Origin of the sequence: Streptomyces sp. NPDC006691, from assembly GCF_042869955.1 — a bacterium.
Classification (GTDB): domain Bacteria; phylum Actinomycetota; class Actinomycetes; order Streptomycetales; family Streptomycetaceae; genus Streptomyces.
In genome coordinates this window covers 90,896-112,596 of sequence record NZ_JBIAGW010000011.1, presented here as the reverse complement: position 1 = coordinate 112,596, position 21,701 = coordinate 90,896, and the positions used below count along the sequence as shown (strand labels likewise).

Below are 21,701 nucleotides of genomic sequence, written 5' to 3'. Positions count from 1 at the left end.
TGGTCACCGCGCTCCCCCTTGTCCGTCGCTTGTGTCGGGTCCGTCGGGCACGACCATGGTGCCGATGCCTTCGTCGGTGAAGATTTCCAGCAGGATCGAGTGCGGGACCCGTCCGTCGATCACGCGCGCGGTGTTCACCCCGTTGCGCACGGCGAACAGGCAGCCCTCCATCTTGGGGACCATGCCGCTGGAGAGCTCGGGCAGCAGCGTCTCCAGCTGACTGGCCGTCAGTCGGCTGATCACGTCGTCGCTGTGGGGCCAGTCCTCGTACAGCCCCTCGACGTCGGTCAGGACCATCAGGGTCTCGGCACCCAGCGCAGCCGCAAGTGCCGCAGCCGCCGTATCAGCATTGACGTTGTAGACATGTCCGTCGTCCTGGGAGCGGGCGATCGAGGAGATGACCGGGATCCGGCCGTCGTCCAGGAGCGCCTTGATGGCGCCCGGATCGATCGCGGTGATCTGGCCGACCCGGCCGATGTCGACCAGTTCGCCGTCGATCTCGGGGCGGTGCTGGGTGGCGGTGATGGTGTGGGCGTCCTCGCCCGTCATGCCGACGGCGAGCGGCCCGTGCTGGTTGAGCAGCCCGACGAGTTCGCGCTGCACCTGCCCGGCGAGCACCATGCGGACCACGTCCATGGCCTCGGGCGTGGTGACCCGGAGCCCGGCCTTGAACTCGCTGACCAGGCCGTGCCGGTCGAGCTGCTTGCTGATCTGCGGTCCGCCGCCGTGCACGACGACGGGCTTGAGCCCGGACTGCCGCAGGAACACCACGTCCTGCGCGAACGCGGCCTTCAGGCCCTCGTCGACCATGGCGTTGCCGCCGAACTTGATGACGACGGTCCTGCCGTGGTGCCGGGTCAGCCAGGGCAGCGCCTCGATGAGGATCTGCGCCTTGGGCAGGGCGGTGTGCTTACGCGTGCTCATGAGCTGTACGCGCTGTTCTCGTGGACGTACTCGGCGGTGAGGTCGTTGGCCCAGATGACGACGGGCCCGGCGGTGCCGGCCGAGAGGTCGGCGGTGATCCTGACCTCGCGGTAGCGCATGTCGACGAGGTCGCGGTCCTCGCCGACGCAGCCGTTCTTGCAGACCCAGACGTCGTTGATGGCGACGTTGAGGCGGTCCGGGTCGAAGGCTGCCTTCGTGGTGCCGATGGCGGACAGGACCCGGCCCCAGTTGGGGTCCTCGCCGTGGATGGCGCACTTGAGGAGGTTGTTCCGGGCGATGGAACGTCCGACCTCGACGGCGTCGTCCTCGCTCGCGGCGTTCACGACCTCGATGCGGATGTCCTTGGAAGCGCCCTCGGCGTCCCCGATGAGCTGGCGTGCCAGGTCGTCGCAGACGGCCCGGACGGCCTCGGCGAACTCCCCCTGTTCCGGGGCCACTCGGGAGGCGCCGGAGGCGAGGAGCAGCACGGTGTCGTTGGTCGACATGCAGCCGTCGGAGTCGACCCGGTCGAAGGTCTGCCGCGTTGCGTCGCGCAGCGCCTTGTCGAGGGTGGCGGCGTCGAGGTCCGCGTCGGTGGTGAGCACGACGAGCATGGTGGCGAGCCCGGGGGCGAGCATTCCGGCACCCTTGGCCATGCCCCCCACGGTCCAGCCGTCCCGGGTGACCACGCTGGTCTTGTGCACGGTGTCGGTGGTCTTGATGGCGATGGCGGCCTTCTCGCCGCCGTGCGGGGAGAGTTCGGCCGCCGCCCGCTCGATGCCCGGAAGCAGCCTGTCCATCGGCAGGGTCACACCGATCAGACCGGTGGATGCCACGGCGACCTCGCCCGCGCTGTGCCCTTCGAGCACCTCGGCGACCTTCTCGGCCGTGGCGTGGGTGTCCTGGAAGCCCTGGGGGCCCGTACAGGCGTTGGCGCCACCGGAGTTGAGGACCACGGCGCTCACCTCGCCGCCCTTGAGGACCTGCTCGGACCACAGGACCGGCGCGGCCTTGACGCGGTTGGAGGTGAAGACGCCCGCGGCGGCGCGGCGGGGCCCGGTGTTGACCACGAGGGCCAGGTCCGGGTTGCCGTTCTGCTTGATCCCGGCGGCGATGCCCGCCGCCGTGAATCCCTTGGCTGCCGTCACACTCACGGCGCAACTCCCATCGTGGAAAGGCCCGTCGACTCGTCGAGTCCGAGGGCGATGTTCATGCTCTGCACCGCGCCGCCGGCGGTGCCCTTGGTGAGGTTGTCGATGGCGCTGACGGCGATGACGCGCCGCGCGCTCTCGTCGTAGGCCACCTGTACGTGAACGGAGTTGGACCCGTACACGGAGGCGGTGGCCGGCCACTGCCCGGCGGGGAGCAGATGGACGAACGGCTCGTCGGCGAAGGCCTTCTCGTAGGCGGCCCGCACGCTCTCGGCGCTCACGCCGGCCTTGGCCCTGGCGGAGCAGGTGGCGAGGATGCCTCGGGACATCGGCGCGAGGGTGGGCGTGAAGGACACGGTGACGTCCTCGCCGGCCACGGCGCTCAGGTTCTGGATCATCTCGGGGGTGTGCCGGTGCCCGCCGCCGACGCCGTACGGCGACATCGAGCCCATCACCTCGCTGCCCAGCAGATGCGGCTTGAGCGCCTTGCCCGCGCCGGAGGTGCCGGTGGCGGCGACGATCACGGCGTCCGGCTCGACGAGTCCGTCCCCGTACGCGGGGAAGAGCGCGAGGGAGACGGCCGTCGGGTAGCAGCCCGGCACCGCGATCCGCCGCGTCGACTCCAACGCGGCGCGCGCGCCCGGCAGTTCGGGCAGCCCGTAGGGCCAGGACCCGGCGTGCGCCGAGCCGTAGAACCGCTCCCAGTCGGCGGCGTCACGCAGCCGGAAGTCGGCCCCCATGTCGACGACCAGGACGTCGTCGCCGAGCTGCTCGGCGACGGCCGCGGACTGACCGTGCGGCAACGCGAGAAAGACGACGTCGTGCCCCGCGAGCACCTCGGCCGTGGTGGCCTCCAGCACCCGCCCGGCCAGCGGGACGAGATGCGGCTGAAGCGCCCCGAGCGGCTGCCCGGCGTTGGAGTTCGCGGTCAGCGCCCCGACCTCGACCCCCGGGTGCCCGAGCAGCAGACGCAGCAGCTCCCCGCCCGCATACCCACTGGCCCCCGCCACTGCCGCTCGTACCGCTGCCATCGTTCCTCCTCGGTGATGGCATGACTATACGCAGTCATGCAGTGTTATGCAAAGGGTTCCCTGGCCCGATCGCCTCGCGGCTGCGACTGGGCGCGTCGGCCGGCCCCGAGGGCTCCCCTCGCTCCGGCGGGTCATGACGGCGGTCCGGGCCGTTTTCCCGTCCTCCGCGGCGCGGCCGATGATTTCCCGGCTCCCGGCCGGTCCAAGCTCGTGACACCTCAGGAAGGGACACCGCCATGCCGGAGCTTCTCGTCGACTTCATCACCTCCCTCGACGGCTACGCGTCAGGGGAGGGGTGGCCCGGGTTCTGGGGCCTCGAAGGCCCGGAGTACCTCGCATGGCTCGGGGAGCAGCCCGAGGCCACCTATCTGATGGGAGCGAACACCTACCGCCTGATGTCGGGCTTCGCCGGAGGCGAAGTACCCAGTGGCCAGGACGAGTTCAGGCCCGAGGAGGAGGCGTCCGTCGACGAGCTCACACGAGCCTCCAAGATGGTGTTCTCCTCCTCCCTCAAGGAGCCACCGGCCTGGGCCAACACCACGATCGTCCGCGGCGACGCCGTCGAGGCGGTCCGTGCCCTGAAGTCGAGCGGCTCGGGGCTCCTCAGCACGATCGGCAGCCTCAGCCTCTGCCGGTCCCTGCTGCGAGCCGGACTCGTCGACCGCTTCCGGGTCGTGATGTTCCCGGTGATCACCGGGGCCACGGGGGAAGAGCGCATCTACGACGGCTATCCGGACGTCGCCCTGGAGATGATCGAGCACCGCACCTTCGACGGCCGCACCCAACTGGTCGAGTACAAGCCCCGCGTTCTGGACCACCCTCCGCTCGGCGCCCCCGCGTGACGGCGTCCCGCCCGTCGGACGCCACCAGGCCCGCACAGCGGCGGCGGGCCCCGGCCGGCGGCGACCGGCGTCAGGGTGCCCGAGGTGCGGGGCCGGCGGCGGGCTAGGATCCGGGCCATGGCGCTGACCGTGAACGACGTGGACCGGTTCGAGGCCGCCCGGCCCCGGCTCCAGGCCATCGGCTACCGGATGCTCGGGTCCGCGAGCGAGGCCGAGGACGTGGTGCAGGAGACGTTTCTGCGCTGGCAGGCGTCCGACGTGGAACGCATCGAGGTGCCCGAGGCCTGGCTGACCAAGGTGCTCACCCGGCTCTGCCTCAACCAGCTCACCTCGGCCCGCGCCCGCCGCGAGACCTACGTGGGCCAGTGGCTGCCCGAGCCGCTGCTCGACGGGGACCCGATGCTCGGCCCCGCCGACACCGCCGAACAGCGCGAATCGGTGTCGTACGCGGTGCTCACGCTGCTGGAGCGGCTCTCCCCCAACGAGCGGGCGGTGTACGTCCTGCGGGAGGCGTTCGGCTACGCGCACCGCGAGATCGCCGAGATGCTCGACCTCACCGCGGCCGCCAGTCAGCAGATCTTCCACCGGGCCAAGAAGCACGTGTCCGAGGGCACGGCCCGGACCGAGATCGACGAGGCCGCGGCGCGGCGGGTGGTCGAGGAGTTCCTGGCCGCCGCGGCCAGCGGACGGACCGAGCCGCTGGTGCGGCTGCTCACCGCGGACGCCACCTCGATCGGCGACGGCGGCGGCAAGGTCCCGGCCCGTACCCGCGCCTTCGAGGGGGCGCTCGCGGTCGCGACGTTCATGCGGGGCCTGTTCAAGCCCGGCAAGGCCAAGCGGGCCCTGGTCGGCGGCACGGCCGAGATCCACACCGCGAACGCCAACGGGGCGCCCGCCGTCGTGGCCGTCGTGGACGGACGGGTCGTCGGCGTCATGTCCCTGGAGATCGGCGCCGAGGGCATCGTGGCGTTCCGCAGCCAGGCCAACCCCGACAAGCTGGAGCGCGCGACCCGGCAGTGGGCGGCCACCGAGCACGGGGAGCCGTTGCTCCGCGCCTTCTGACCCGTGTGACCCGCTTCACATCCCGCGCCTGTCAGGAAACGGCGGGCCGCCCGGTTCAAGGGGCGACACCGCGCGAGACAGGAGCAGGGATATGCAGCACCGCATCATCGTCCTCGGAGCCGGATACGCCGGAGCCATCGCCGCCGGACGGCTCGCCGGGCGGCTGTACCGCGAAGACGTCGCCATCACCCTCGTCAACGCCGAACCCGACTTCGTCGAGCGCGTCCGGCTCCATCAGCTCGCGACCGGCCAGGAACTCAGGCCCCGCCCCCTCGGCGAGATGTTCGCGGGCACCGGAGTCACGGTGCGGCTCGCCAAGGTCACCGGCGTCGACGTCGACCGGAGGACCGTCAGCGTCGTGGACACGAACGGCGTGGACACGAACGGCGTGGATGAGAACGGCGCGGCCGAGGACCTCCCGTACGACACCCTCGTGTACGCCCTCGGCAGCGGCTGGACCGACCACGGCGTCCCCGGCGCGGCCGAGCACGCCCACGCGATCGCCGGTCGCGCCGGGGCGCTGCGGCTGCGCGACCGGCTCGCCCGCCTCGGGGCCGGTCAGCCGGTGGTCGTGGTCGGCGGCGGCCTCACCGGGGTGGAGGCGGTCACCGAGATCGCCGAGGCCCGCCCGGACCTCGATGTCGCCCTCGTCGCCCGCGGCGGCCTCGGCGACTGGCTCTCGCCCAAGGGCCGGGCCCATCTGCGCAAGGTCTTCGCCACCCTCGGCATCACCACCCACGAGAACGCGGCCGTCACCGGCGTCGCGGCAGACCAGGTCACCACCGCCGACGGCAGCACGATCCCGGCCGCGGCCACCGTGTGGACGACCGGCTTCGCCGTCCACGCCATCCCGGGGGCATCCGCCCTGGAGACCGGCGCCGACGGCCGGATCGCGGTCGACGCGACCATGCGCTCGCTCTCGCACCCCGACGTGTACGCCGTCGGCGACGCGGCGGTGGCAGCGGGCCCCGGCGGCAAGCCGCTGCGGATGTCGTGCGCGTCCGGTACCCCCATGGCCTGGCAGGCAGCCGACGCGATCGCGGCCCGTCTGACCGGCGGCAAGCTGCCGGACGTGCCGTTGCGCTACTTCAACCAGTGCGTCTCGCTGGGCCGCAGGGAGGGCCTGATCCAGTACGTGACCGCCGACGACCGGGCCGTGCGCGGGGTCCTGACCGGGCGGTTCGCCGCCCTGTACAAGGAGGTGGTCTGCAAGGGCGCGGCCTGGAGCGTCGCCAACCCGCTGCTCGGGATGCCGGCCCGGCGCCGCCATGTGGTGGCGCGGACGGCCGGGACAGCCCCCACGGCGGAGTCGGCGGGCGCCGCCACCAGGGCCTCGGTCTGAGCGGCGGGAGCCGTGGGCCGGCGCCCCTACCCCGCCCCCAGCTCCGCCAGCCTCCGCTCCAGGAACGCCTGTTCCGCAGCGTTTCCCGTCCGGGCGAGCGCCTCCTCGTAAGCACGTGCCGCCTCCTCGAACCGGCCGAGTCGGCGCAGCAGGTCCGCGCGGGTGGCGTGGAGGAGGTGGTACTGCGCGAGGTCGAGCGCGTCGACGAGGGCGAGGGCCTCGGCCGGGCCCTCGGTCTCGGCCACGGCGATCGCCCGGTTGAGGGCCACGACCGGCGTCGGCGCGAGGGCGAGCAGCTGGTCGTACAGCTGCCGGATCTGGTGCCAGTCCGTCTCGTCCGCCGTCGCGGCGTCGCTGTGCACGGCGTTGATCGCGGCCAGGATCTGGTACGGACCCGGCCGGCCGCCGCGCAGACAGCGACGCACCAACTCCTGCCCCCGCACGATGAGTTCGTGGTCCCAGCGGGTGCGGTCCTGGTCCGCGAGGAGGACCAGCTCGCCCGCCGGGCCCGACCTCGCGGCCCGGCGCGACGCGGTGAGCAGCATCAGCGCGAGGAGCCCGAGCGGCTCCGGCTCGTCCGGCATCAGCTCGACCAGCAGCCCGCCGAGCCGCAGGGCCTCCGCGCACAGGTCGTCACGTACGAGCAGGTCGCCCGAACTGGCCGCGTACCCCTCGTTGAAGATCAGGTGGACGACGGCGAGCACCGCGCGGAGCCGGTCCGGGAGATCCGCCTCGCGCGGGATCCGGTAGGGGATGCGGGCCTCGCGGATCTTGCCCTTGGCCCGCACCAGACGCTGGGCCATCGTCGGCTCGGGCACCAGGAAGGCCCGGGCGATCTCCGCGGTGCTCAGGCCGCCCAACAGCCGCAGCGTCAGGGCGACTTGGGCGGCGGGGGCGAGTGAGGGATGGCAGCAGGTGAAGACCAGGCGGAGCCGGTCGTCGTGCACGGGGCCCTCCTCGGCGGGCTCGTCGGTCGCGTACAGGCGCTCGCGCCGGGCGGCCTCGGCCTGCCGGTCCGCGCGGGTCGACTCCCGGCGCAGCCGGTCCACGGCCCGGTTGCGGGCGGTGGTGATGATCCAGCCGGCCGGGCTCGGCGGCACTCCGTCGGCGGCCCACCGCACCAGCGCGGTCGCGAACGCGTCCTGCACGGCCTCCTCGGCGAGGTCGATGTCCCCGAGCACCCGGGCCAGTACGGCGACCGCCCGGCCGTACTCGGCGCGAAAGACCCGCTCGACCTCGTCGCTCCCCGGTGCGCCCGGCCCCGTCCGCCTCACTCCTGGACTTCTCCGTAGAAGGGCCGCACCTCGATGGGCAGCGTCGTCGCGCGCACCGCCTTGCGGCCCCACTCCAGGGCCGCGTCCAGATCGGGCGCCTTCACGATGCACAGCCCGCCGAGGTACTCCTTGCTCTCGATGTACGGCCCGTCGGTGGTGAGCACATCGCCGTTCTGCTCGCGCAGCACCGTGGCCGTGGACGGTGCCGCGAGGCCGCCGGCGAAGACCCAGGCCCCGGCGTCCTTGAGCTCCTGGTGGAAAGCCTGGAGGTTGCCGGTGATCCTGGCCATCTCGTCGGCGTTCGGCGGGGTCCCCCCGCTCGGCGTGACCACGCTGAGCAGGTAGTGCGGGGCGTTCGTCATGACGTTCTCCTCGGACGGTGGCGGCCCCGGCGGGGCGGCCCTCACCATCTATACGAACGGGAACCGGCCGGATCGACACGGATCGCGGACGCGCGCCGAAGTTTTTCCGTCGCGCCCGGCGTCGGATGGCGTACGGTCCCGAGGACCGTGCGGTGGGACAGCGGAGCGGGGAGGACGTACGTGGGCGAGAACAAGCGCCTGATGCTGGCCGGCGAGTGGTACCTGCCCGACGACCCGGAGCTCCGCGCCGACTCCGAGCGCCGCGTCCGGCTGTGCGCGGCCTACGACGCGGCGGCCACCGCCCCGGCCGCCGAGCGGCACGCGATCCTCGCCGAGCTGCTCGGCAGGGTCGACGCGTCCGTCCATGTGCGGGCACCGTTCCGGTGCGACTTCGGCTACAACATCAGCATCGGCGCGGGAACGTTCGTGAACTTCGGCGCGGTCTTCCTCGACACCGGCGCCATCACCGTCGGGGCCGACGTCCAGATCGGTCCGAACGTCCAACTGCTCACGCCCACGCACGAGTTGGACGCCGAGCGGCGACGGGCGGGGTGGGAGAGGGCGCTCCCCGTGGCCATCGGGGACAACGTGTGGCTGGGCGGCGGGGTGATCGTCTGCCCCGGGGTGGGCATCGGCGCGAACACGGTGGTGGGCGCGGGTGCCGTCGTCACCCGGAACCTGCCGCCGGGCGTGCTCGCGGTCGGCAACCCGGCCCGGGTCGTCCGCGAGCTGACCTGAGCCGGGGCCGCGGCGCGGGGTCTACTGCACGCCGAGGGCCATCCACTTGTCCGCGGTCTCCAGGGTGCGGAAGCCGATCTTCTCGTAGACCCCGTGGGCGTCCGCGGTGGCGAGCAGGATCCTGCGCAGCCCGGCCGGCTCCAGGTGGTCGCGTACGGCGGTGACGAGGGCCGTGCCGAGACCCTTGCCGCGCACGGCGGGGTCCACGTACACATCGCAGAGCCAGGCGAAGGTGGCATGGTCGGTGACGATCCGCGCATAGGCCACCTGCTCGCCCGAACCGGCTTCGTAGGCACCGAAGTTGAGGGATCCGGCGATGGCGGCGTCCTGCTTCTCGCGGGTGCGGCCGAGCGCCCAGTACGCGTCCGTGGAGAGCCAGTGGTGGACCCGGGCGGCGTCGAGGCGGGCGGGGTCGCTGGAGATCGTGTAGTCGCGGAAGATCACTTCACTCATGCCGGGAGCCTCGCAGGCGGCGGGCCGGTTGTCAGTTACCCAGCACACCGTCCAGGGCGGTGCGCAGCCGGCGCACGGCCTCGGAGATCTCCGCACCGCCGGTCACGCCCGCGAAGCTGAGGCGCAGATGCGCGGCCGGGGGCTCGGCACTGAAGTAGGGGCGGCCCGGGGCGACGGCGACGCCCGCGCGCAGCGCGGCGGACACGACGGCGGTCTCGGAGGCGCCATCGGGCAGCCGGAGCCAGAGGTGGTAGCCGCCGGACGGGACGTGGGGCAGGGCGAGTTCGGGGAGCCCGTGCAGCACGGCGGCGGCGAGGGACTGCCGGCGCGCGGTCAACTCGGCCGACACGGCGCGCAGATGACGGCCCCAGGCCGGGGAGCCGACGAGTTCGAGGGCGGTCTCCTGGAGGGGGCGCGGCACGAAGAACGAGTCGACGACCTGGATGGCGCGCAGGCGTTCCAGGACCGGGCCGCGGGCGGCGAGCGCACCGACGCGCAGGCTCGGCGAGGTCGCCTTGGTGAGCGACGAGACGTGCACGACGACGCCGTCGGGGTCGTCGGCGGCGAGCGGGGCGGGCAGGGGGCCCGCGTCCTCGTGCGCGAGCCTGCGGGCGAAGTCGTCCTCGACGACGAACGCGCCGTGGGCGTGCGCGATGCGGACCACCTCGCGGCCCCGGTCCGGGGACAGGAGGGCGCCGGTCGGGTTCTGGAAGAGCGGCTGGCAGATGAGGACGCGGGCGCCGGTGGCGGCGAAGGCGCGGGAGAGGAGCTCGGGGCGGATGCCGTCGGGGTCGACCGGGACGGGGACGGGCCGCAGGCCCGAGGCCCGGGCGATGGCCAGCAGGCCGGGGTAGGTGGGCGACTCGACGAGCACGGGTGCCCCGGGCGCGGCGAGCGCGCGCAGGGCCGTGGTCAGGGCGGTCTGACCGCCCGCCGTGATCAGGACGTCGGCGGCGGTGACCGCGCCGCCGACCTCGCGGGCGAACCAGGCGCGCAGTTCGGTGAGCCCGTCGACGGGCGGCCGGCTCCACACACCGGGGCGGCGGCCGGCCCGGCCGAGCGCGGCGGCCATGGCCCGCTCGGGCTGGAGGCCGGCGTCGAGGTAGCCGCCGCTGAGGTCGATGACGCCGGTCGCCGGGATGCCGAGGGTGGCCATGACACCGCTCGCGTCGACGGCACGCGGGGCCGGCTCGGTGGCCCCGTCGGCGCTGAGCGACACCTCCTGCCAGGAGGTGTCGCCGGCGCGCGGGGTGACCTGACGCGGCTCGGCACGGTAGGCACCGGCGCCGGGCCGGGTGACCACGAGCCCCTCGGCGACGAGCTGGGCGAGCGCGCGCGAGACCGTCACCGGGGACACCCGGTACCGCTCGACGAGCACCCGGCTCGACGGCAACTTCCCACCCACCGAGTAGCGGTTGAGCTCGCTCCGCAGGGATTCCGCCAGTTCAGCCACACTGCTACGCTCATGCATGACAGCACAGGATAGCGCTACTCCACTCGGCTCGATAGCGGTCGGCACGGATGACGGCAACGGGGACGCGGCGGGAGTCGCGGGCGGGGCCGCCGCGGACGCCGGCAGGGGTGCGGACCTCGGGACCGTCGCCGTCGAGGTCCGGGACGCGGGGCAGAGCGGCACCCCCACCTCCCTCCCCCGCGGCGCGCTGCTCGCCGCGCTCGGCGTCGTCTCCTTCTCGCTCACCTTTCCCGGCACCGCCTGGGGACTTGAGAGTTTCGGGCCCTGGTCGCTCGTGTGCCTGCGGATCGCGCTGTCCGCGCTGATCGCGGGTGGGCTGCTCGCCGGGCGGCGGGTGCCGCTGCCCGCTCGGGCGCACTGGGCCGGGCTCGCCGTGGTCGCGGGTGGTTCCCTCGTCGGGTTCCCGCTGCTCACCACCCTCGCCCTGGAGACCTCGACGACCTCGCACGCCGCCGTGGTGATCGGGCTGCTTCCGCTGGCCACCGCGGCCCTCGGCGCGGTGCGCACCGGGCGCCGGCCCTCCCCCGCGTTCTGGGCGGCCTCGCTCGCCGGGGCCGCCGTGGTCGCCGTCTTCACCGTGCAGCAGAGCGGCGGGGCGCTGTCCTCGGGCGACATCTGTCTGTTCGCGGCGCTGCTCGTCTGCGCCGCCGCGTATGTGGAGGGCGGCCGGCTCGCCGCGGTGATGCCGGGCTGGCAGGTGGTCGCCTGGTCGCTGGTCCTGTGTCTGCCGTTGGCCCTGGCCGGCGCCGCGGTGGCGCTGGTCCACGAGCCCTGGCGGCTCACCGGGCACGGCGTGGCCGGTCTGCTGTGGCTGGCCGCCGGGTCCAACTGCTTCGGCCTGTACGTCTGGTACCGGGGACTCGCCGCGGTCGGCGTGCCCAGGGCCAGCCAGCTCCAGCTCGCCCAGCCGCTGCTCACCCTCGTCTGGTCGGTGCTACTGCTCGGCGAGCACCTCTCCCCGGCCGCCCCGCTCGCCGCGGGCGGGGTCCTGGTGTGCATCGCGGTGACCCAGCGGGCCCGCTCCTGAGGGAGCGCGGTTCCGGCCCGTTCGGCGGGTCGTGGCCGTTGAGCGGGCTCGGACCGGTGAGCGGGCCCGGGCCGTTCAGCGGACCCGGGCCGTTCAGCGGACCCGGGCCGGGTAGTGGTCGGCGACCACGCGGGCCATGGCCCCGATGCGGTCCTCGGCCACCTCCTTCGCGGCGAAGAAGCAGTGGCCGCGCACCGAGGGGTATCGCGCCGCCAGCGTCAGATGGCGGGACAGCTCGGCCGGGTCCTGCCAGGCGGGCGGCTGCGCCGGGTCCCCCGCCTTGTACAGGGCCTCGCCGATGTACAGGTCCACACCGGTGCCCCGGGCGACCTCGTCCCACCAGGGCACCAGGACCGCGTAGTCGGCGGCGGCGAACCCGATGTTCCAGTACAGCTGCGGACAGATGTAGTCGACGAGGCCCGCGCGGACCCAGGCACGCGTGTCGGCGTGCAGATCGTCGTAGGTCTGGGCGCCGGCCGTGGTCGCCGAGCCCCGGGGGTCGCTCGCCTTGTTGCGCCACACCCCGAACGGGCTGATGCCGAACCGGAGCCGGGGCCGCAGCTCCTTGATCCGGGCGGCCGTCTCCCGCACCAGGAGGTCGATGTTGTCGCGCCGCCAGGCATCGCGGTCGGGGAAGCCGGACCCGTACCGCGCGTACGCCTCGTCGTCGTCGAAGCTCTGGCCCGCCACCGGGTACGGGTAGAAGTAGTCGTCCCAGTGCACGCCGTCGATGGCGTAGCGGCGGACCGCGTCCAGCATCGCGTCCTCGACGAACCGGCGGACCTCGGGCAGTCCCGGGTTGTAGTAGAGCTTCCCGCCGTAGGGGACGACCCAGTCGGGGTGCAGCCGCGCGGGGTGGGTGGGCACCAGACGCGACAGGTCGGTGTCGTTGGCGACCCGGTACGGGTTGAACCAGGCGTGCAGCTCCAGGCCGCGCCGGTGGGCCTCGCGCACGGCGGTGCCCAGCGGATCCCAGCCGGGGTCCCGGCCCTGCGTCCCGGTGAGCCACTGCGACCACGGTTCGTAGGGGGACGGCCACAGCGCGTCGGCGGTCGGGCGGACCTGGAGGACCACCGCGTTCAGCCGCCGCTCGACCGCCTTGTCCAGATGGGCCAGCAGCTCCGCGCGCTGAGCGTCGGCGGTCAGCCCCGGCCGCGAGGGCCAGTCCCGGTTGGCGACGGTGGCCAGCCACACCCCGCGGAACTCGCGCCGGGGCCTCCTGCCCGCCACCTCCCGCACCGCCCGCTCCAGCGTCCCGTCCCGGTCGGCGGCCGTCGCGCCGCCCGCCGTGACCAGCCCGCTCACGGCTCCCGCCGTGCCCGCCACAAAGCTCCTGCGCGTGATTCGCCCCACGTCACACCCCTCGCTCGGATCCCGTCGGCCCAGGTGTACCGGACAGCATGCCCGCCCCGGCCCCACTGGCACACGCGCGTCCGGAGTAACGTCAGGGGCCGAAGGCGGGCGCCGGAATCACACGGGGGACCCGCCGGGGACGGCAGTAGAGCGAAGCGAAAGGCACGATGTGACCGACATCGAACGCGTCGGAATTGTGGGCTGTGGCCAGATGGGCGCGGGCATCGCGGAGGTGTGCGCCCGCAGCGGCCTGGACGTCATGGTCGCCGAGACCACCGGCGAGGCCCTGGAGATCGGCCGTACCCGGCTGCACAACTCCCTCTCGAAGGCCGCGGAGCGCGGCAAGATCACCGAGGAGGAGCGCGACGCGACGCTCGGCCGGCTCAGCTTCACCACCGACCTGGGCGAGTTCGCCGACCGCGATCTCGTGATCGAGGCGGTCGTGGAGAACGAGCAGGTCAAGACCGAGATCTTCCAGGTCCTCGACCAGGTGGTGACCCGTCCGGACGCGATCTTGGCGTCCAACACCTCCTCGATCCCGCTGGTCAAGCTCGCGGTCGCCACCTCGCGGCCCGACCAGGTCATCGGCATCCACTTCTTCAACCCGGCCCCGGTGCAGAAGCTGGTCGAGCTGATCCCCGCCCTCACCACGTCCGAGGGCACCATCAGCCGCGCCCAGGTCCTGGTCGAGAAGGTCCTCGGCAAGCACGCGATCCGTGCCCAGGACCGCTCGGGGTTCGTGGTCAACGCGCTGCTGATCCCGTATCTGCTCTCGGCGATCCGGATGTTCGAGTCGGGCATCGCCAGCCGTGAGGACATCGACAACGGCATGGAGCTCGGCTGCGCCCATCCGATGGGCCCGCTGAAGCTCTCCGACCTCATCGGCCTGGACACCGTCGCCTCCGTCGCGGACTCCATGTACGACGAGTTCAAGGAGCCCCTGTACGCCGCTCCCCCGCTGCTCCAGCGGATGGTCGACGCCGGGCGCCTCGGCCGGAAGACCGGGTCCGGTTTCTACTCGTACGCCTGAGTAAAACGGCGTACTTCTGTATACGCGGGTGTACGTCTGAAAGGCCTGAGCCGGGCTCGTACCGCGCACACCGGGTGTGCGGCACGAGCCCGCATATGCCCATCGCACACGCTCCCGCCCCTGGTGCACGGCGAGTTGACTCTGAGCCAGCACATCCATGGCACGTCCGCACAGGACTAAGGAGCCCCACCGTGTCCAGCCACCCGGGACATTCGACCACCGTCGACGAACTGGCGGAGTTACGCCGCCGCCTGGACGTCGGCATGGCCCACATGGACGGTCAGCTCGCGCTGCTCGCCCAGCGGGGCGAGCAGACGGAGCGTGAACTGACCGAGACGGTGGGACGGGTGGCGGCCCTGGAACACCTGAGGTGGCCGCTCCCCGCCCTCACCGCACTGGCCGCCCTGGGCGCCCTCTCGCTCGCCGTATGGCAGGCCCTCGGGCGTTAGGCGTGACTAGCCGTCGCCCAGCCGCAGATGGTGCAGGAGCAGGAGGCCGGCCGCCATGTTGGCGGCCGGGACCTCCCCCCGGGCGACCATGTCGGGCACCAGCTTGAGGGGGACCCACTCGCGGCGTGACGACTCGAAGTCGTCCTCGGGGTGGCCGATGTACTCGGCCGACTCGGACCAGAACAGATGGTGCCGGGCGTCGATGAGCCCGTTGGCGGGCTCGACGGTGAGCAGGGGTTTGAGCGGTCCCGGCCGCCAGCCGGTCTCCTCCTCCATTTCCCGGGCGGCGGCGAACGCGATGTCCTCGCCGTCCTCGACGACTCCGGCGGCCAGTTCCCAGCCCCAGCTGTCGGTGATGAAGCGGTGCCGCCACAGCAGCAGCACCTCGTTGGCCGCGTTGACGGCGGTCGCGACGGCGACCGGGCGCAGCCTGATCAGGAAGTGGTCCAGGTGTCGCCCGTCCGGAAGCGCTACGTCCGCGAGGTTGACCCGAAACCAGCGATTTTCATACACAGTTTGTTCGCTCAGGTTCGTCCACTGCACGTTTCTGCCACCTTCCGACAAGTAGATGGCAATATCGCAGCAGGCTGACGATTACAGGGGAACGCGAAGCGCCCCGTCGATCAGCTCGGCGGCCTCGGCGGCGCCCGCGCAACCGCTCTCGACCAGATGCTCGCGCACCAGGCGGAGGCGGTCACGCAATCGCTGCGACTCCATCCCCCGGGCCCGCTCCGCCATCTCGACCGCGGTGGCCACGGCCCGGTCAGCGTCGCCCTGTCGCAGCTCGATCTGAGCGAGCATCGCAAGGCGGTGCACCCTGCCCCTGTCGTGGGAGGGCTCGTCGGCCGCGAGGGCGGCCTGTTCGCGCGCCGCCGTCAGATCACCCAGGCTGAGCAGGGCCTCGGCCACCTGGACGTTGACCAGACCCGGCTGCACATAGCCGGTCTCGGCCGGCTCCTGGCCCGGCCGGATCCGCCCGGCCGCCGACTCCGCGCTCCTGATCGAGGACAGCGCGCTGTGCCCGTCGCCGAGATGCGCGTACGCCTTGGCCTGCATGGCGTGCAGATCGGACGCCAGCGCGGGGCTCAGGCTGCCGCCCGCCGCGCGCAGGGCCGCCTCCGCGAAGGCGACCGACTGGCGGTAGTCCCGCATGAACAGGGCCTGGTTGACGAGCAGCGCGATGACATAGGCCCCAAGTCCCCGGTCCCCGCTGGCCTTTGCGAGCCGGAGCGCCTGGTGGAAGTAGCGCTGGGCGAGGCCCTGGGCGTTGGAGTCGTAGGCGCAGATCCCCGCGACGGCCACCAACCCGCCCGTGGCGCGGTGCAGTTGACGACCGGTGGCGTCCGTGTAGCCGCCGCGCAGCAGGGGCGCCGTCTCGGCGTTGAGGAAGCCGACGATCCGCGAGCGGGTCGCGATGCCGCCGGCCTTGCGGTACATCAGCTCGTAGTGTTCGCGTGCCGAGCGCAGCATCTCGATGTCGGATTCGCCCACCGCGGTCTGGCCGTCGCGGGACACGTCGGTGTCCTCCGGCGGGTTCTCCCACTCCCATACGGGCATGACGGCCGGGGTTCCGGTGACGGCCGGGGCGTCGAGGATGTGGGTGCGCTGCTGTTCGTCCGAGCGCCACAGGGCGGTGGCCCGCTCGACGAAGCCGGCGAGCGGCGAGCCGTGCTGGGGGGCCGGTTCGCCCGGCACCCCGAGGCCGATGTCGTCGAGGGTGACCCGGCGGCGCAGCCGTCCCGCGAGCACCTCGCAGATCAGGTCGGGCACCTGGCCGCGCGGGCGCTGGCCCTTCAACCACCGTGCCACCGCGGTGTGTTCGTATCTGAGTGCGAGACCTCTGGCCCGTCCCGCCTGGTTCACCCGGGCCGCCAGACCCGCGTGCGAGATCCCCGCCTCGTCCACCAGGGCGTCGAGCAGGGTATTGGGCTGCATGGGCCCCTCCAACGGCTCGGTGTGGCCAGCGTAATCGAGCCCGGTTCACACGGGGTGCGAACCGAGTACCCGCATTTATGCGCCGCGCTCTCTGCCCACGGGCGCCCCCAGTCGGTTGACTCTGAACCGCCTCCCGTTGAGGCGGTCGGGCCGCCGGCTCCCCCTCGTACAGTGCGGCGGCCCGCTCCCGGCGCCGTCCGCCCTGTCCGCGCTGCCCGGCACTCCCGGCAGGGCGGCGGCGCCCCACCCTCAGCGGCGAACACCCGCCGCCCCGCCGGCCGTCTGCTGTGCGGGCACCCGGACCCGGTCGTTGCGCAGCACCAGGAGGGCCACATCGTCCGAGAGCCGGCCGCGGGTATGGGCCAGGAGCGCGCCCCGCACCCGCGCGACCACATCGGCCGGCGACACCGGCGCGGGACGGGAGGCCGCCGTGAGCGCCTCGCGCAGCGCGAAGAACCGCCCGGCGCCGTCCCGGGCGTCCTCGGCGCCGTCGGTGTAGAGGCAGAGCGCCTCGCCCGGCAGCAGCCGGGTGCAGCGCAGCGGGAGCAGTTCGGCCGGCAGCGGGAACGGCCCGAGCGGGGGCAGCGGGTCGCCGGGCGTGAGCGGCTCGGCGCCCCGGTCGAGCCGATAGGGCCAGGGGTGGCCGCAGTTGAGGGCGTACACCTCGCCGGACGGCCGGATCTCCAGGAGCAGTACGGTGACGAAGTCCTCACCGATCGGTCTCTCCGGTTCGGCGCCGCCGGACGCCGGGTGCTCGGCGCGGCAGCGCTCGCGCAGATGCCGGGCCAGAGCCCGGTCCAACCTCCTCAGTACGTCGGGCAGTTGGGGCTCGTCGTGGGCGGCCTCGCGGAAGCTGCCGAGCACGGCGGCGACCGCGCCGATCGCGCCGAGCCCGTGGCCGCGCACATCGCCCATGACCACGCGCACCCCGTACGGGGTCGACATCGCCTCATAGAGGTCGCCCCCGATCGACGCGCCCCGGCTCACCGAGAGCTGACCGGCGGCCAGCGCGATGCCGTCGAGCCGTGCGGGCAGCGGGCGCAGCAGCACCCGCTGGGCGACCTCGGCGACGTGCCGGATGCGCCGCAACTCCCGTTCCGCCATGCTCCGTACGCCCGCCGCCAGCCACCCCACGGCGATCAGGAAGGCCGCGCACGTGGCGATCCGCAGGCCCATGCCGTCCTCGCCGGCCAGCGGACGCGACAGCTCCCAGGCGATGACCAGGGCGAGCCAGCCGGACGGCAGAACGAGCGTGAGGGCCGCGGCCCGGCGGGAGCGCAGCGCCGTCGCACAGGCGGCGGTCCATCCCGGTGTACGGATCATGCCGTCGGCCCCCCTCGGCCTCTGCACCGGACCTGGCGCCGGACCCCGGGAACCGGAGCCGCACCGGCCTGCCCGGGCGCACCGATTCTTTCGACCGGCCGCGCCGTTCGGCGGGGATCATCCGCCCATCTCACCCGAACGAGTGAGGTGGGCGGGCAGGTTCGGCCGCGACGGACGAGAGGGGCGCACCGGCAGTGCCGGTGCGCCCCTCTCGGTGCCTGGTCGCGCGGGTCAGGCGCCGCGCAGCACCGCGCCCGTGGACTCGGCCGCCTGGGCCACCGCCGCGTCGCGGGCGGCCGAGGCCTCCTCGACGGTCAGGGTGCGGTCGGCGGCACGGAAGCGCAGCGCGTAGGCAAGGGACTTCTTGCCCGCGCCGGTCTGCTCGCCGCTGTAGACGTCGAACAGGCGGATGGACTCCAGGAGTTCACCGGCGCCGACGCGCAGCGCGTTCTCCACCGCGGCGGCCGGCACCTCGGCGTCGACGACGAGCGCCACGTCCTGGGTGGCCACCGGGAAGGTGGAGATCGACGGCGCCCGCACGGGGCCGTCGGCGGCCCGCTCCAGGACGTCGAGGTTCAGCTCCATCGCGCAGCTGCGGGCGGGCAGACCGAACGCCTTGACGACGCGCGGGTGCAGCTCACCGGCATACCCGACGAGGGTCTTGACGCCCTCGGGGAACACATACAGCTCGGCGCAGCGGCCCGGGTGCCAGGGGCCGTACTGGCCCTGGTCCACGGCCAGTTCGAGCCCCGCCTCACGGGCGACGGCACGCGCCGCCTCGACGGCGTCGGCCCAGTCGGCCGGACGGCCCTTGCCCCACCAGCCGGCCTGCTCGCGCGCACCGGCGAGCACGGCGCCCACGTGCCGCGGCTGCACGGGCAGCACGGCGTCCAGGGCGGCGATCTCCTCGTCGGTGGGGCGGCGGTCGACGGGCAGCCGGGCGGCGACGCCCGGGGTGGAGGACGGGTGGAAGACCAGGCCCGTCTCGAACAGCGCCAGGTCGTGGCTGCCGCGGCCGACGTTGCGGCGCAGCGTGGCCAGGAGGCCCGGCAGGAGCGTGGTGCGCAGCGCCGGCTCCTCGTCGCTGAGCGGGTTGACCAGCTTCACGACGTCGCGGTTCGCGTCCCCGGCGTCCAGACCCAGCTGGTCGAAGACCGACTCGGCGACGAACGGGTAGCTCGGCGCCTCGACGAACCCGGATCCGGCGAGCGCGCGGCCGACTCGGCGGTGCAGTCGCTGACGCTCCGTCAGACCCCGTCCGGCGGGCGGCTTCGGCAGCGTGGAGGGCAGGTTGGCGTAGCCCTCCAGGCGGATGACCTCTTCGGCCAGGTCGTTCGGCTCGGTGAGGTCGGGCCGCCAGGACGGCACGGTGACGACGAGCTCGTCCTGCCCGTACGCGTCGCAGCCGACCTGCTGGAGGCGGCGTACCACGGTCTCGCGGCCGTACTCGATGCCGGCGACGCGGTCCGGGTGGTCGGCGCGCATCGAGATGCTGCGCGGCGCGGACGGCGAGACGATCTCGGTGACGCCGGCCTCGGCCGTGCCGCCCGCGAGCAGCACGAGCAGGTCGACGGTCCGCTGGGCGGCGGCGGCCGCGGCCTGCGGGTCGACGCCGCGCTCGAAGCGCTTGGACGCCTCGGAGGTCAGCTTGTGGCGGCGCGCGGTGCGGGCGATGGCGACCGCGTCGAAGTGCGCGGCCTCGATGACGACCTCGGTGGTGCCCTTGACCTCGCCGGTCTCGGGGTCCGTGACGGAGTCGGCGATCTCGGTGTTGGCTCCGCCCATCACACCGGCCAGGCCGATGGGGCCCCGGTTGTCGGTGATGACGAGGTCGGCGGCGTCCAGCTTGCGCTGGGCGCCGTCGAGGGTGGTGAGCAGCTCGCCGGCCTCGGCGCGGCGCACGCCGATGGGACCGTCGACCAGGCTGCGGTCGTAGGCGTGCAGCGGCTGGCCGAGCTCGATCATCACGTAGTTGGTGATGTCGACCGCGAGCGAGATCGGACGCATCCCGGCCTTCTGCAGCCTGCGCTGGAGCCAGATCGGGGAACGGGCCTCGGGGTCGAGACCGGTCACGGTGCGCGCGGTGAAGCGGTCGCAGCCGATCGGGTCGGCGACCTTGACCGGGTAGCCGTAGGAGTTGGGCGCGGGCACGTCGAGCAGCGCCGGGTCGCGCAGCGGCAGACCGTAGGCGATGGCGGTCTCGCGGGCCACGCCGCGCATCGAAAGGCAGTCGCCGCGGTTGGCGGTCACCGCGATGTCCAGGACCTCGTCGACGAGTTCGAGCAGCGCGATCGCGTCGGTGCCGGCCTCGTGCTCCGGGGGCAGCACGATGATGCCGCCGGTGGTGTCCGGGCCCATGCCGAGCTCGTCGCTGGAGCAGATCATGCCGTGCGAGGTCCGGCCGTACGTCTTGCGCGCGGCGATCGCGAAGTCGCCGGGCAGCACCGCGCCGGGGAGGACCACGACGACCTTGTCGCCGACGGCGAAGTTGCGGGCGCCGCAGACGATCTCCTGCGGCTCACCCGTGCCGTTGGCCGCGCCGACGTCGACGGTGCAGAAGCGGATGGGCTTCTTGAAGCCCTCCAGCTCCTCGATGGTGAGGACCTTGCCGACCACGAGCGGGCCCTTGAGCCCGGCGCCGAGCTGCTCGACGGTCTCGACCTCAAGACCGGCGTCGACGAGCTTGGCCTGCACGTCGCGGCCGGTCTCGGTGGCGGGGAGGTCGACGTACTCCCGCAGCCAGGAAAGCGGGACCCGCATCAGATCTCCATCCCGAACGGCCGGGTGAACCGGATGTCACCCTCGACCATGTCTCGCATGTCTTCTACGTTGTGGCGGAACATCAGCATCCGTTCGATGCCGAAGCCGAAGGCGAATCCGCTGTACTTCTCGGCATCCACGCCGCAGGCGGTGAGCACCTTCGGGTTGACCATGCCGCAGCCGCCGAGCTCGATCCAGCCCTCGCTGGAGCAGGTGCGGCAGGGACGGTCCGGGTTGCCGACGGACTCGCCGCGGCAGACGTAGCAGACCATGTCCATCTCGGCGGACGGCTCGGTGAACGGGAAGAAGTTCGGCCGCAGGCGGGTCTCGATGCCCTCGCCGAAGAGCGCCTTGACCATGTGGTCGAGGGTGCCCTTCAGGTCGGCCATGGTGAGGCCCTCGTCCACGGCGAGCAGCTCGACCTGGCGGAACACCGGGCTGTGCGTGGCGTCCAGCTCGTCGGTGCGGTACACCCGGCCGGGGCAGATCACGTACACCGGCGGCTCGCGGTCGAGCATCGAGCGGATCTGCACGGGCGAGGTGTGGGTGCGCAGCACGACGCCGGAGTTCGCGGCGCCCTCGGGACCCTGCACGAAGAAGGTGTCGTGCTCGGTGCGGGCCGGGTGGTCCGGGCCGATGTTGAGCGCGTCGAAGGTGAACCACTCGGCCTCGACCTCGGGGCCCTCGGCCACCTCGTAGCCCATGGCCACGAAGATGTCCTCGATGCGCTCCGAGAGCGTGGTCAGGGGGTGGCGGGCGCCGGCCGGTACGCGGTCGTGGGGCAGTGTGACGTCCACCGCCTCCTCGACCAGGACCCGGGCGTCCCGCTCGTCCTCCAGCTCGGCCTGGCGCGCGGCCAGGGCCTTGTTCACGGCACCGCGGGCCATGCCCACGAGCTTGCCCGCCGCGGCCTTGGCCTGGGGCGGCAGCGCGCCGATCTCGCGGTTGGCGAGCGAGAGGGGCGAGGTGCCACCGGTGTGCGCGGTCTTCGCCTGGGCGAGCGCGTCGAGGTCCCCGGCGGCGGCGAAGGCGGCGAGCGCCTCGTCCCGCATCCGCTCGATCTCTTCCGGTTTCAGCGCCTCGACCTCAACAGGGTCGTACGACTTATTGGGTGCCGACATCTCTTCCCGTGCTTCCGATTGTCTTGGCTGGGGGTCCCCGCGACCGCGAA

The 21,701-nt window shown here is 73.0% G+C and carries 20 protein-coding genes; 7 read left to right on the top strand and 13 right to left on the bottom strand.

Annotation, left to right across the window (positions count from 1 at the left end; genetic code table 11):
- Positions 1-3 precede the first annotated feature (3 nt).
- The 3 genes from argB to argC are packed head-to-tail and all read right to left on the bottom strand — an operon-like array spanning position 4 to position 3,106.
- Positions 4-924, bottom strand: a complete 921-nt coding sequence (argB, locus tag ACFYNP_RS23720) for an acetylglutamate kinase (RefSeq protein WP_388411489.1) — start codon at positions 922-924, stop codon at positions 4-6.
- The gene (argJ, locus tag ACFYNP_RS23715) at positions 921-2,078 is read right to left on the bottom strand and encodes a bifunctional glutamate N-acetyltransferase/amino-acid acetyltransferase ArgJ (RefSeq protein WP_388787892.1); all 1,158 of its coding nucleotides are present in this window, start codon (positions 2,076-2,078) and stop codon (positions 921-923) included. The genes argB and argJ overlap by 4 nt, the downstream gene beginning before the upstream one ends.
- Positions 2,075-3,106, bottom strand: coding sequence for an N-acetyl-gamma-glutamyl-phosphate reductase (gene argC / locus ACFYNP_RS23710; protein ID WP_388787890.1), 1,032 nt, complete (start codon positions 3,104-3,106; stop codon positions 2,075-2,077). Before argC ends, argJ begins: the two co-directional genes overlap by 4 nt.
- Positions 3,107-3,342: 236 nt before the next feature.
- Between argC and ACFYNP_RS23705 the strand changes: the two genes are divergently transcribed.
- From ACFYNP_RS23705 to ACFYNP_RS23695, 3 genes are all read left to right on the top strand, one after another.
- On the top strand, positions 3,343-3,948 hold the full coding sequence (locus tag ACFYNP_RS23705; protein ID WP_388411473.1) for a dihydrofolate reductase family protein: 606 nt from the start codon (positions 3,343-3,345) through the stop codon (positions 3,946-3,948).
- A 117-nt stretch (positions 3,949-4,065) separates the two neighbouring features.
- The gene (sigJ, locus tag ACFYNP_RS23700; protein WP_388411470.1) at positions 4,066-5,010 is read left to right on the top strand and encodes an RNA polymerase sigma factor SigJ; all 945 of its coding nucleotides are present in this window, start codon (positions 4,066-4,068) and stop codon (positions 5,008-5,010) included.
- 91 nt (positions 5,011-5,101) lie between these two features.
- Complete coding sequence (locus ACFYNP_RS23695) at positions 5,102-6,352, top strand: NAD(P)/FAD-dependent oxidoreductase (protein ID WP_388787888.1); 1,251 nt, start codon at positions 5,102-5,104, stop codon at positions 6,350-6,352.
- A 26-nt stretch (positions 6,353-6,378) separates the two neighbouring features.
- Here the strand turns inward: ACFYNP_RS23695 and ACFYNP_RS23690 are convergent, their stop codons facing one another.
- Positions 6,379-7,626: an RNA polymerase sigma factor gene (locus tag ACFYNP_RS23690; protein ID WP_388787885.1), complete on the bottom strand. Its 1,248-nt coding sequence runs from the start codon at positions 7,624-7,626 to the stop codon at positions 6,379-6,381.
- The gene (locus ACFYNP_RS23685; RefSeq protein ID WP_388411462.1) at positions 7,623-7,988 is read right to left on the bottom strand and encodes a YciI family protein; all 366 of its coding nucleotides are present in this window, start codon (positions 7,986-7,988) and stop codon (positions 7,623-7,625) included. Before ACFYNP_RS23685 ends, ACFYNP_RS23690 begins: the two co-directional genes overlap by 4 nt.
- A gap of 180 nt (positions 7,989-8,168) precedes the next feature.
- Here ACFYNP_RS23685 and ACFYNP_RS23680 point away from each other — a divergent pair, with 180 nt between their 5' ends.
- Positions 8,169-8,726 carry a sugar O-acetyltransferase gene (locus ACFYNP_RS23680; RefSeq protein WP_388787882.1) on the top strand — a complete coding sequence of 186 codons (558 nt, stop codon included), beginning with the start codon at positions 8,169-8,171 and terminating at the stop codon, positions 8,724-8,726.
- A 21-nt stretch (positions 8,727-8,747) separates the two neighbouring features.
- Here the strand turns inward: ACFYNP_RS23680 and ACFYNP_RS23675 are convergent, their stop codons facing one another.
- Together ACFYNP_RS23675 and ACFYNP_RS23670 are read right to left on the bottom strand one after the other, a co-directional pair.
- Positions 8,748-9,179, bottom strand: coding sequence for a GNAT family N-acetyltransferase (locus ACFYNP_RS23675; protein ID WP_388411457.1), 432 nt, complete (start codon positions 9,177-9,179; stop codon positions 8,748-8,750).
- Positions 9,180-9,210: 31 nt separating this feature from the next.
- The gene (locus ACFYNP_RS23670; RefSeq protein ID WP_388787880.1) at positions 9,211-10,650 is read right to left on the bottom strand and encodes a PLP-dependent aminotransferase family protein; all 1,440 of its coding nucleotides are present in this window, start codon (positions 10,648-10,650) and stop codon (positions 9,211-9,213) included.
- Here ACFYNP_RS23670 and ACFYNP_RS23665 point away from each other — a divergent pair.
- Positions 10,649-11,680: a DMT family transporter gene (locus tag ACFYNP_RS23665; RefSeq protein ID WP_388787878.1), complete on the top strand. Its 1,032-nt coding sequence runs from the start codon at positions 10,649-10,651 to the stop codon at positions 11,678-11,680. The two genes, ACFYNP_RS23670 and ACFYNP_RS23665, sit on opposite strands and share 2 nt — an antisense overlap.
- Before the next feature lie 93 nt (positions 11,681-11,773).
- On the opposite strand, the gene ACFYNP_RS23660 is transcribed toward ACFYNP_RS23665, so the two are convergent.
- The gene (locus tag ACFYNP_RS23660; protein WP_388411449.1) at positions 11,774-13,033 is read right to left on the bottom strand and encodes a glycoside hydrolase family 10 protein; all 1,260 of its coding nucleotides are present in this window, start codon (positions 13,031-13,033) and stop codon (positions 11,774-11,776) included.
- A gap of 169 nt (positions 13,034-13,202) precedes the next feature.
- On the opposite strand from ACFYNP_RS23660, the gene ACFYNP_RS23655 reads away from it, so the two are divergent.
- Both ACFYNP_RS23655 and ACFYNP_RS23650 read left to right on the top strand, forming a co-directional pair.
- The gene (locus ACFYNP_RS23655) at positions 13,203-14,063 is read left to right on the top strand and encodes a 3-hydroxybutyryl-CoA dehydrogenase (protein ID WP_100577214.1); all 861 of its coding nucleotides are present in this window, start codon (positions 13,203-13,205) and stop codon (positions 14,061-14,063) included.
- Between the two features lie 191 nt (positions 14,064-14,254).
- Positions 14,255-14,512: a hypothetical protein gene (locus ACFYNP_RS23650; protein ID WP_388411446.1), complete on the top strand. Its 258-nt coding sequence runs from the start codon at positions 14,255-14,257 to the stop codon at positions 14,510-14,512.
- Positions 14,513-14,518: 6 nt separating this feature from the next.
- Here ACFYNP_RS23650 and ACFYNP_RS23645 read toward each other — a convergent pair whose 3' ends face one another.
- The 5 genes from ACFYNP_RS23645 to pheS all read right to left on the bottom strand — a co-directional run bounded on the left by ACFYNP_RS23645 (position 14,519) and on the right by pheS (position 21,651).
- Positions 14,519-15,055 (bottom strand): NUDIX hydrolase, encoded by a 537-nt coding sequence (locus ACFYNP_RS23645; RefSeq protein WP_388411443.1) that lies wholly within the window; start codon positions 15,053-15,055, stop codon positions 14,519-14,521.
- Positions 15,056-15,106: 51 nt separating this feature from the next.
- A complete protein-coding gene (locus ACFYNP_RS23640; protein ID WP_345258672.1) occupies positions 15,107-16,447 on the bottom strand; it encodes a transcriptional regulator in 1,341 nt (446 codons plus the stop codon).
- Between the two features lie 249 nt (positions 16,448-16,696).
- A complete protein-coding gene (locus ACFYNP_RS23635; protein WP_388411440.1) occupies positions 16,697-17,770 on the bottom strand; it encodes a PP2C family protein-serine/threonine phosphatase in 1,074 nt (357 codons plus the stop codon).
- Between the two features lie 231 nt (positions 17,771-18,001).
- Positions 18,002-20,530, bottom strand: coding sequence for a phenylalanine--tRNA ligase subunit beta (gene pheT / locus ACFYNP_RS23630; protein WP_388411437.1), 2,529 nt, complete (start codon positions 20,528-20,530; stop codon positions 18,002-18,004).
- Positions 20,530-21,651 (bottom strand): phenylalanine--tRNA ligase subunit alpha, encoded by a 1,122-nt coding sequence (pheS, locus tag ACFYNP_RS23625; protein ID WP_161245171.1) that lies wholly within the window; start codon positions 21,649-21,651, stop codon positions 20,530-20,532. Before pheS ends, pheT begins: the two co-directional genes overlap by 1 nt.
- Between the last annotated feature and the right edge of the window lie 50 nt (positions 21,652-21,701).

What these genes read in the sequence shown, in the direction of transcription:
- argB (WP_388411489.1), bottom strand. Translation starts at nt 924, where the DNA reads ATGAGCACGCGTAAGCACACCGCCCTGCCCAAGGCGCAGATCCTCATC.
- argC (WP_388787890.1), bottom strand. Translation starts at nt 3,106, where the DNA reads ATGGCAGCGGTACGAGCGGCAGTGGCGGGGGCCAGTGGGTATGCGGGC.
- ACFYNP_RS23705 (WP_388411473.1), top strand. Translation starts at nt 3,343, where the DNA reads ATGCCGGAGCTTCTCGTCGACTTCATCACCTCCCTCGACGGCTACGCG.
- sigJ (WP_388411470.1), top strand. Translation starts at nt 4,066, where the DNA reads ATGGCGCTGACCGTGAACGACGTGGACCGGTTCGAGGCCGCCCGGCCC.
- ACFYNP_RS23695 (WP_388787888.1), top strand. Translation starts at nt 5,102, where the DNA reads ATGCAGCACCGCATCATCGTCCTCGGAGCCGGATACGCCGGAGCCATC.
- ACFYNP_RS23685 (WP_388411462.1), bottom strand. Translation starts at nt 7,988, where the DNA reads ATGACGAACGCCCCGCACTACCTGCTCAGCGTGGTCACGCCGAGCGGG.
- ACFYNP_RS23675 (WP_388411457.1), bottom strand. Translation starts at nt 9,179, where the DNA reads ATGAGTGAAGTGATCTTCCGCGACTACACGATCTCCAGCGACCCCGCC.
- ACFYNP_RS23665 (WP_388787878.1), top strand. Translation starts at nt 10,649, where the DNA reads ATGACAGCACAGGATAGCGCTACTCCACTCGGCTCGATAGCGGTCGGC.
- ACFYNP_RS23670 (WP_388787880.1), bottom strand. Translation starts at nt 10,650, where the DNA reads ATGCATGAGCGTAGCAGTGTGGCTGAACTGGCGGAATCCCTGCGGAGC.
- ACFYNP_RS23640 (WP_345258672.1), bottom strand. Translation starts at nt 16,447, where the DNA reads ATGCAGCCCAATACCCTGCTCGACGCCCTGGTGGACGAGGCGGGGATC.
- ACFYNP_RS23635 (WP_388411440.1), bottom strand. Translation starts at nt 17,770, where the DNA reads ATGATCCGTACACCGGGATGGACCGCCGCCTGTGCGACGGCGCTGCGC.
- pheT (WP_388411437.1), bottom strand. Translation starts at nt 20,530, where the DNA reads ATGCGGGTCCCGCTTTCCTGGCTGCGGGAGTACGTCGACCTCCCCGCC.
- pheS (WP_161245171.1), bottom strand. Translation starts at nt 21,651, where the DNA reads ATGTCGGCACCCAATAAGTCGTACGACCCTGTTGAGGTCGAGGCGCTG.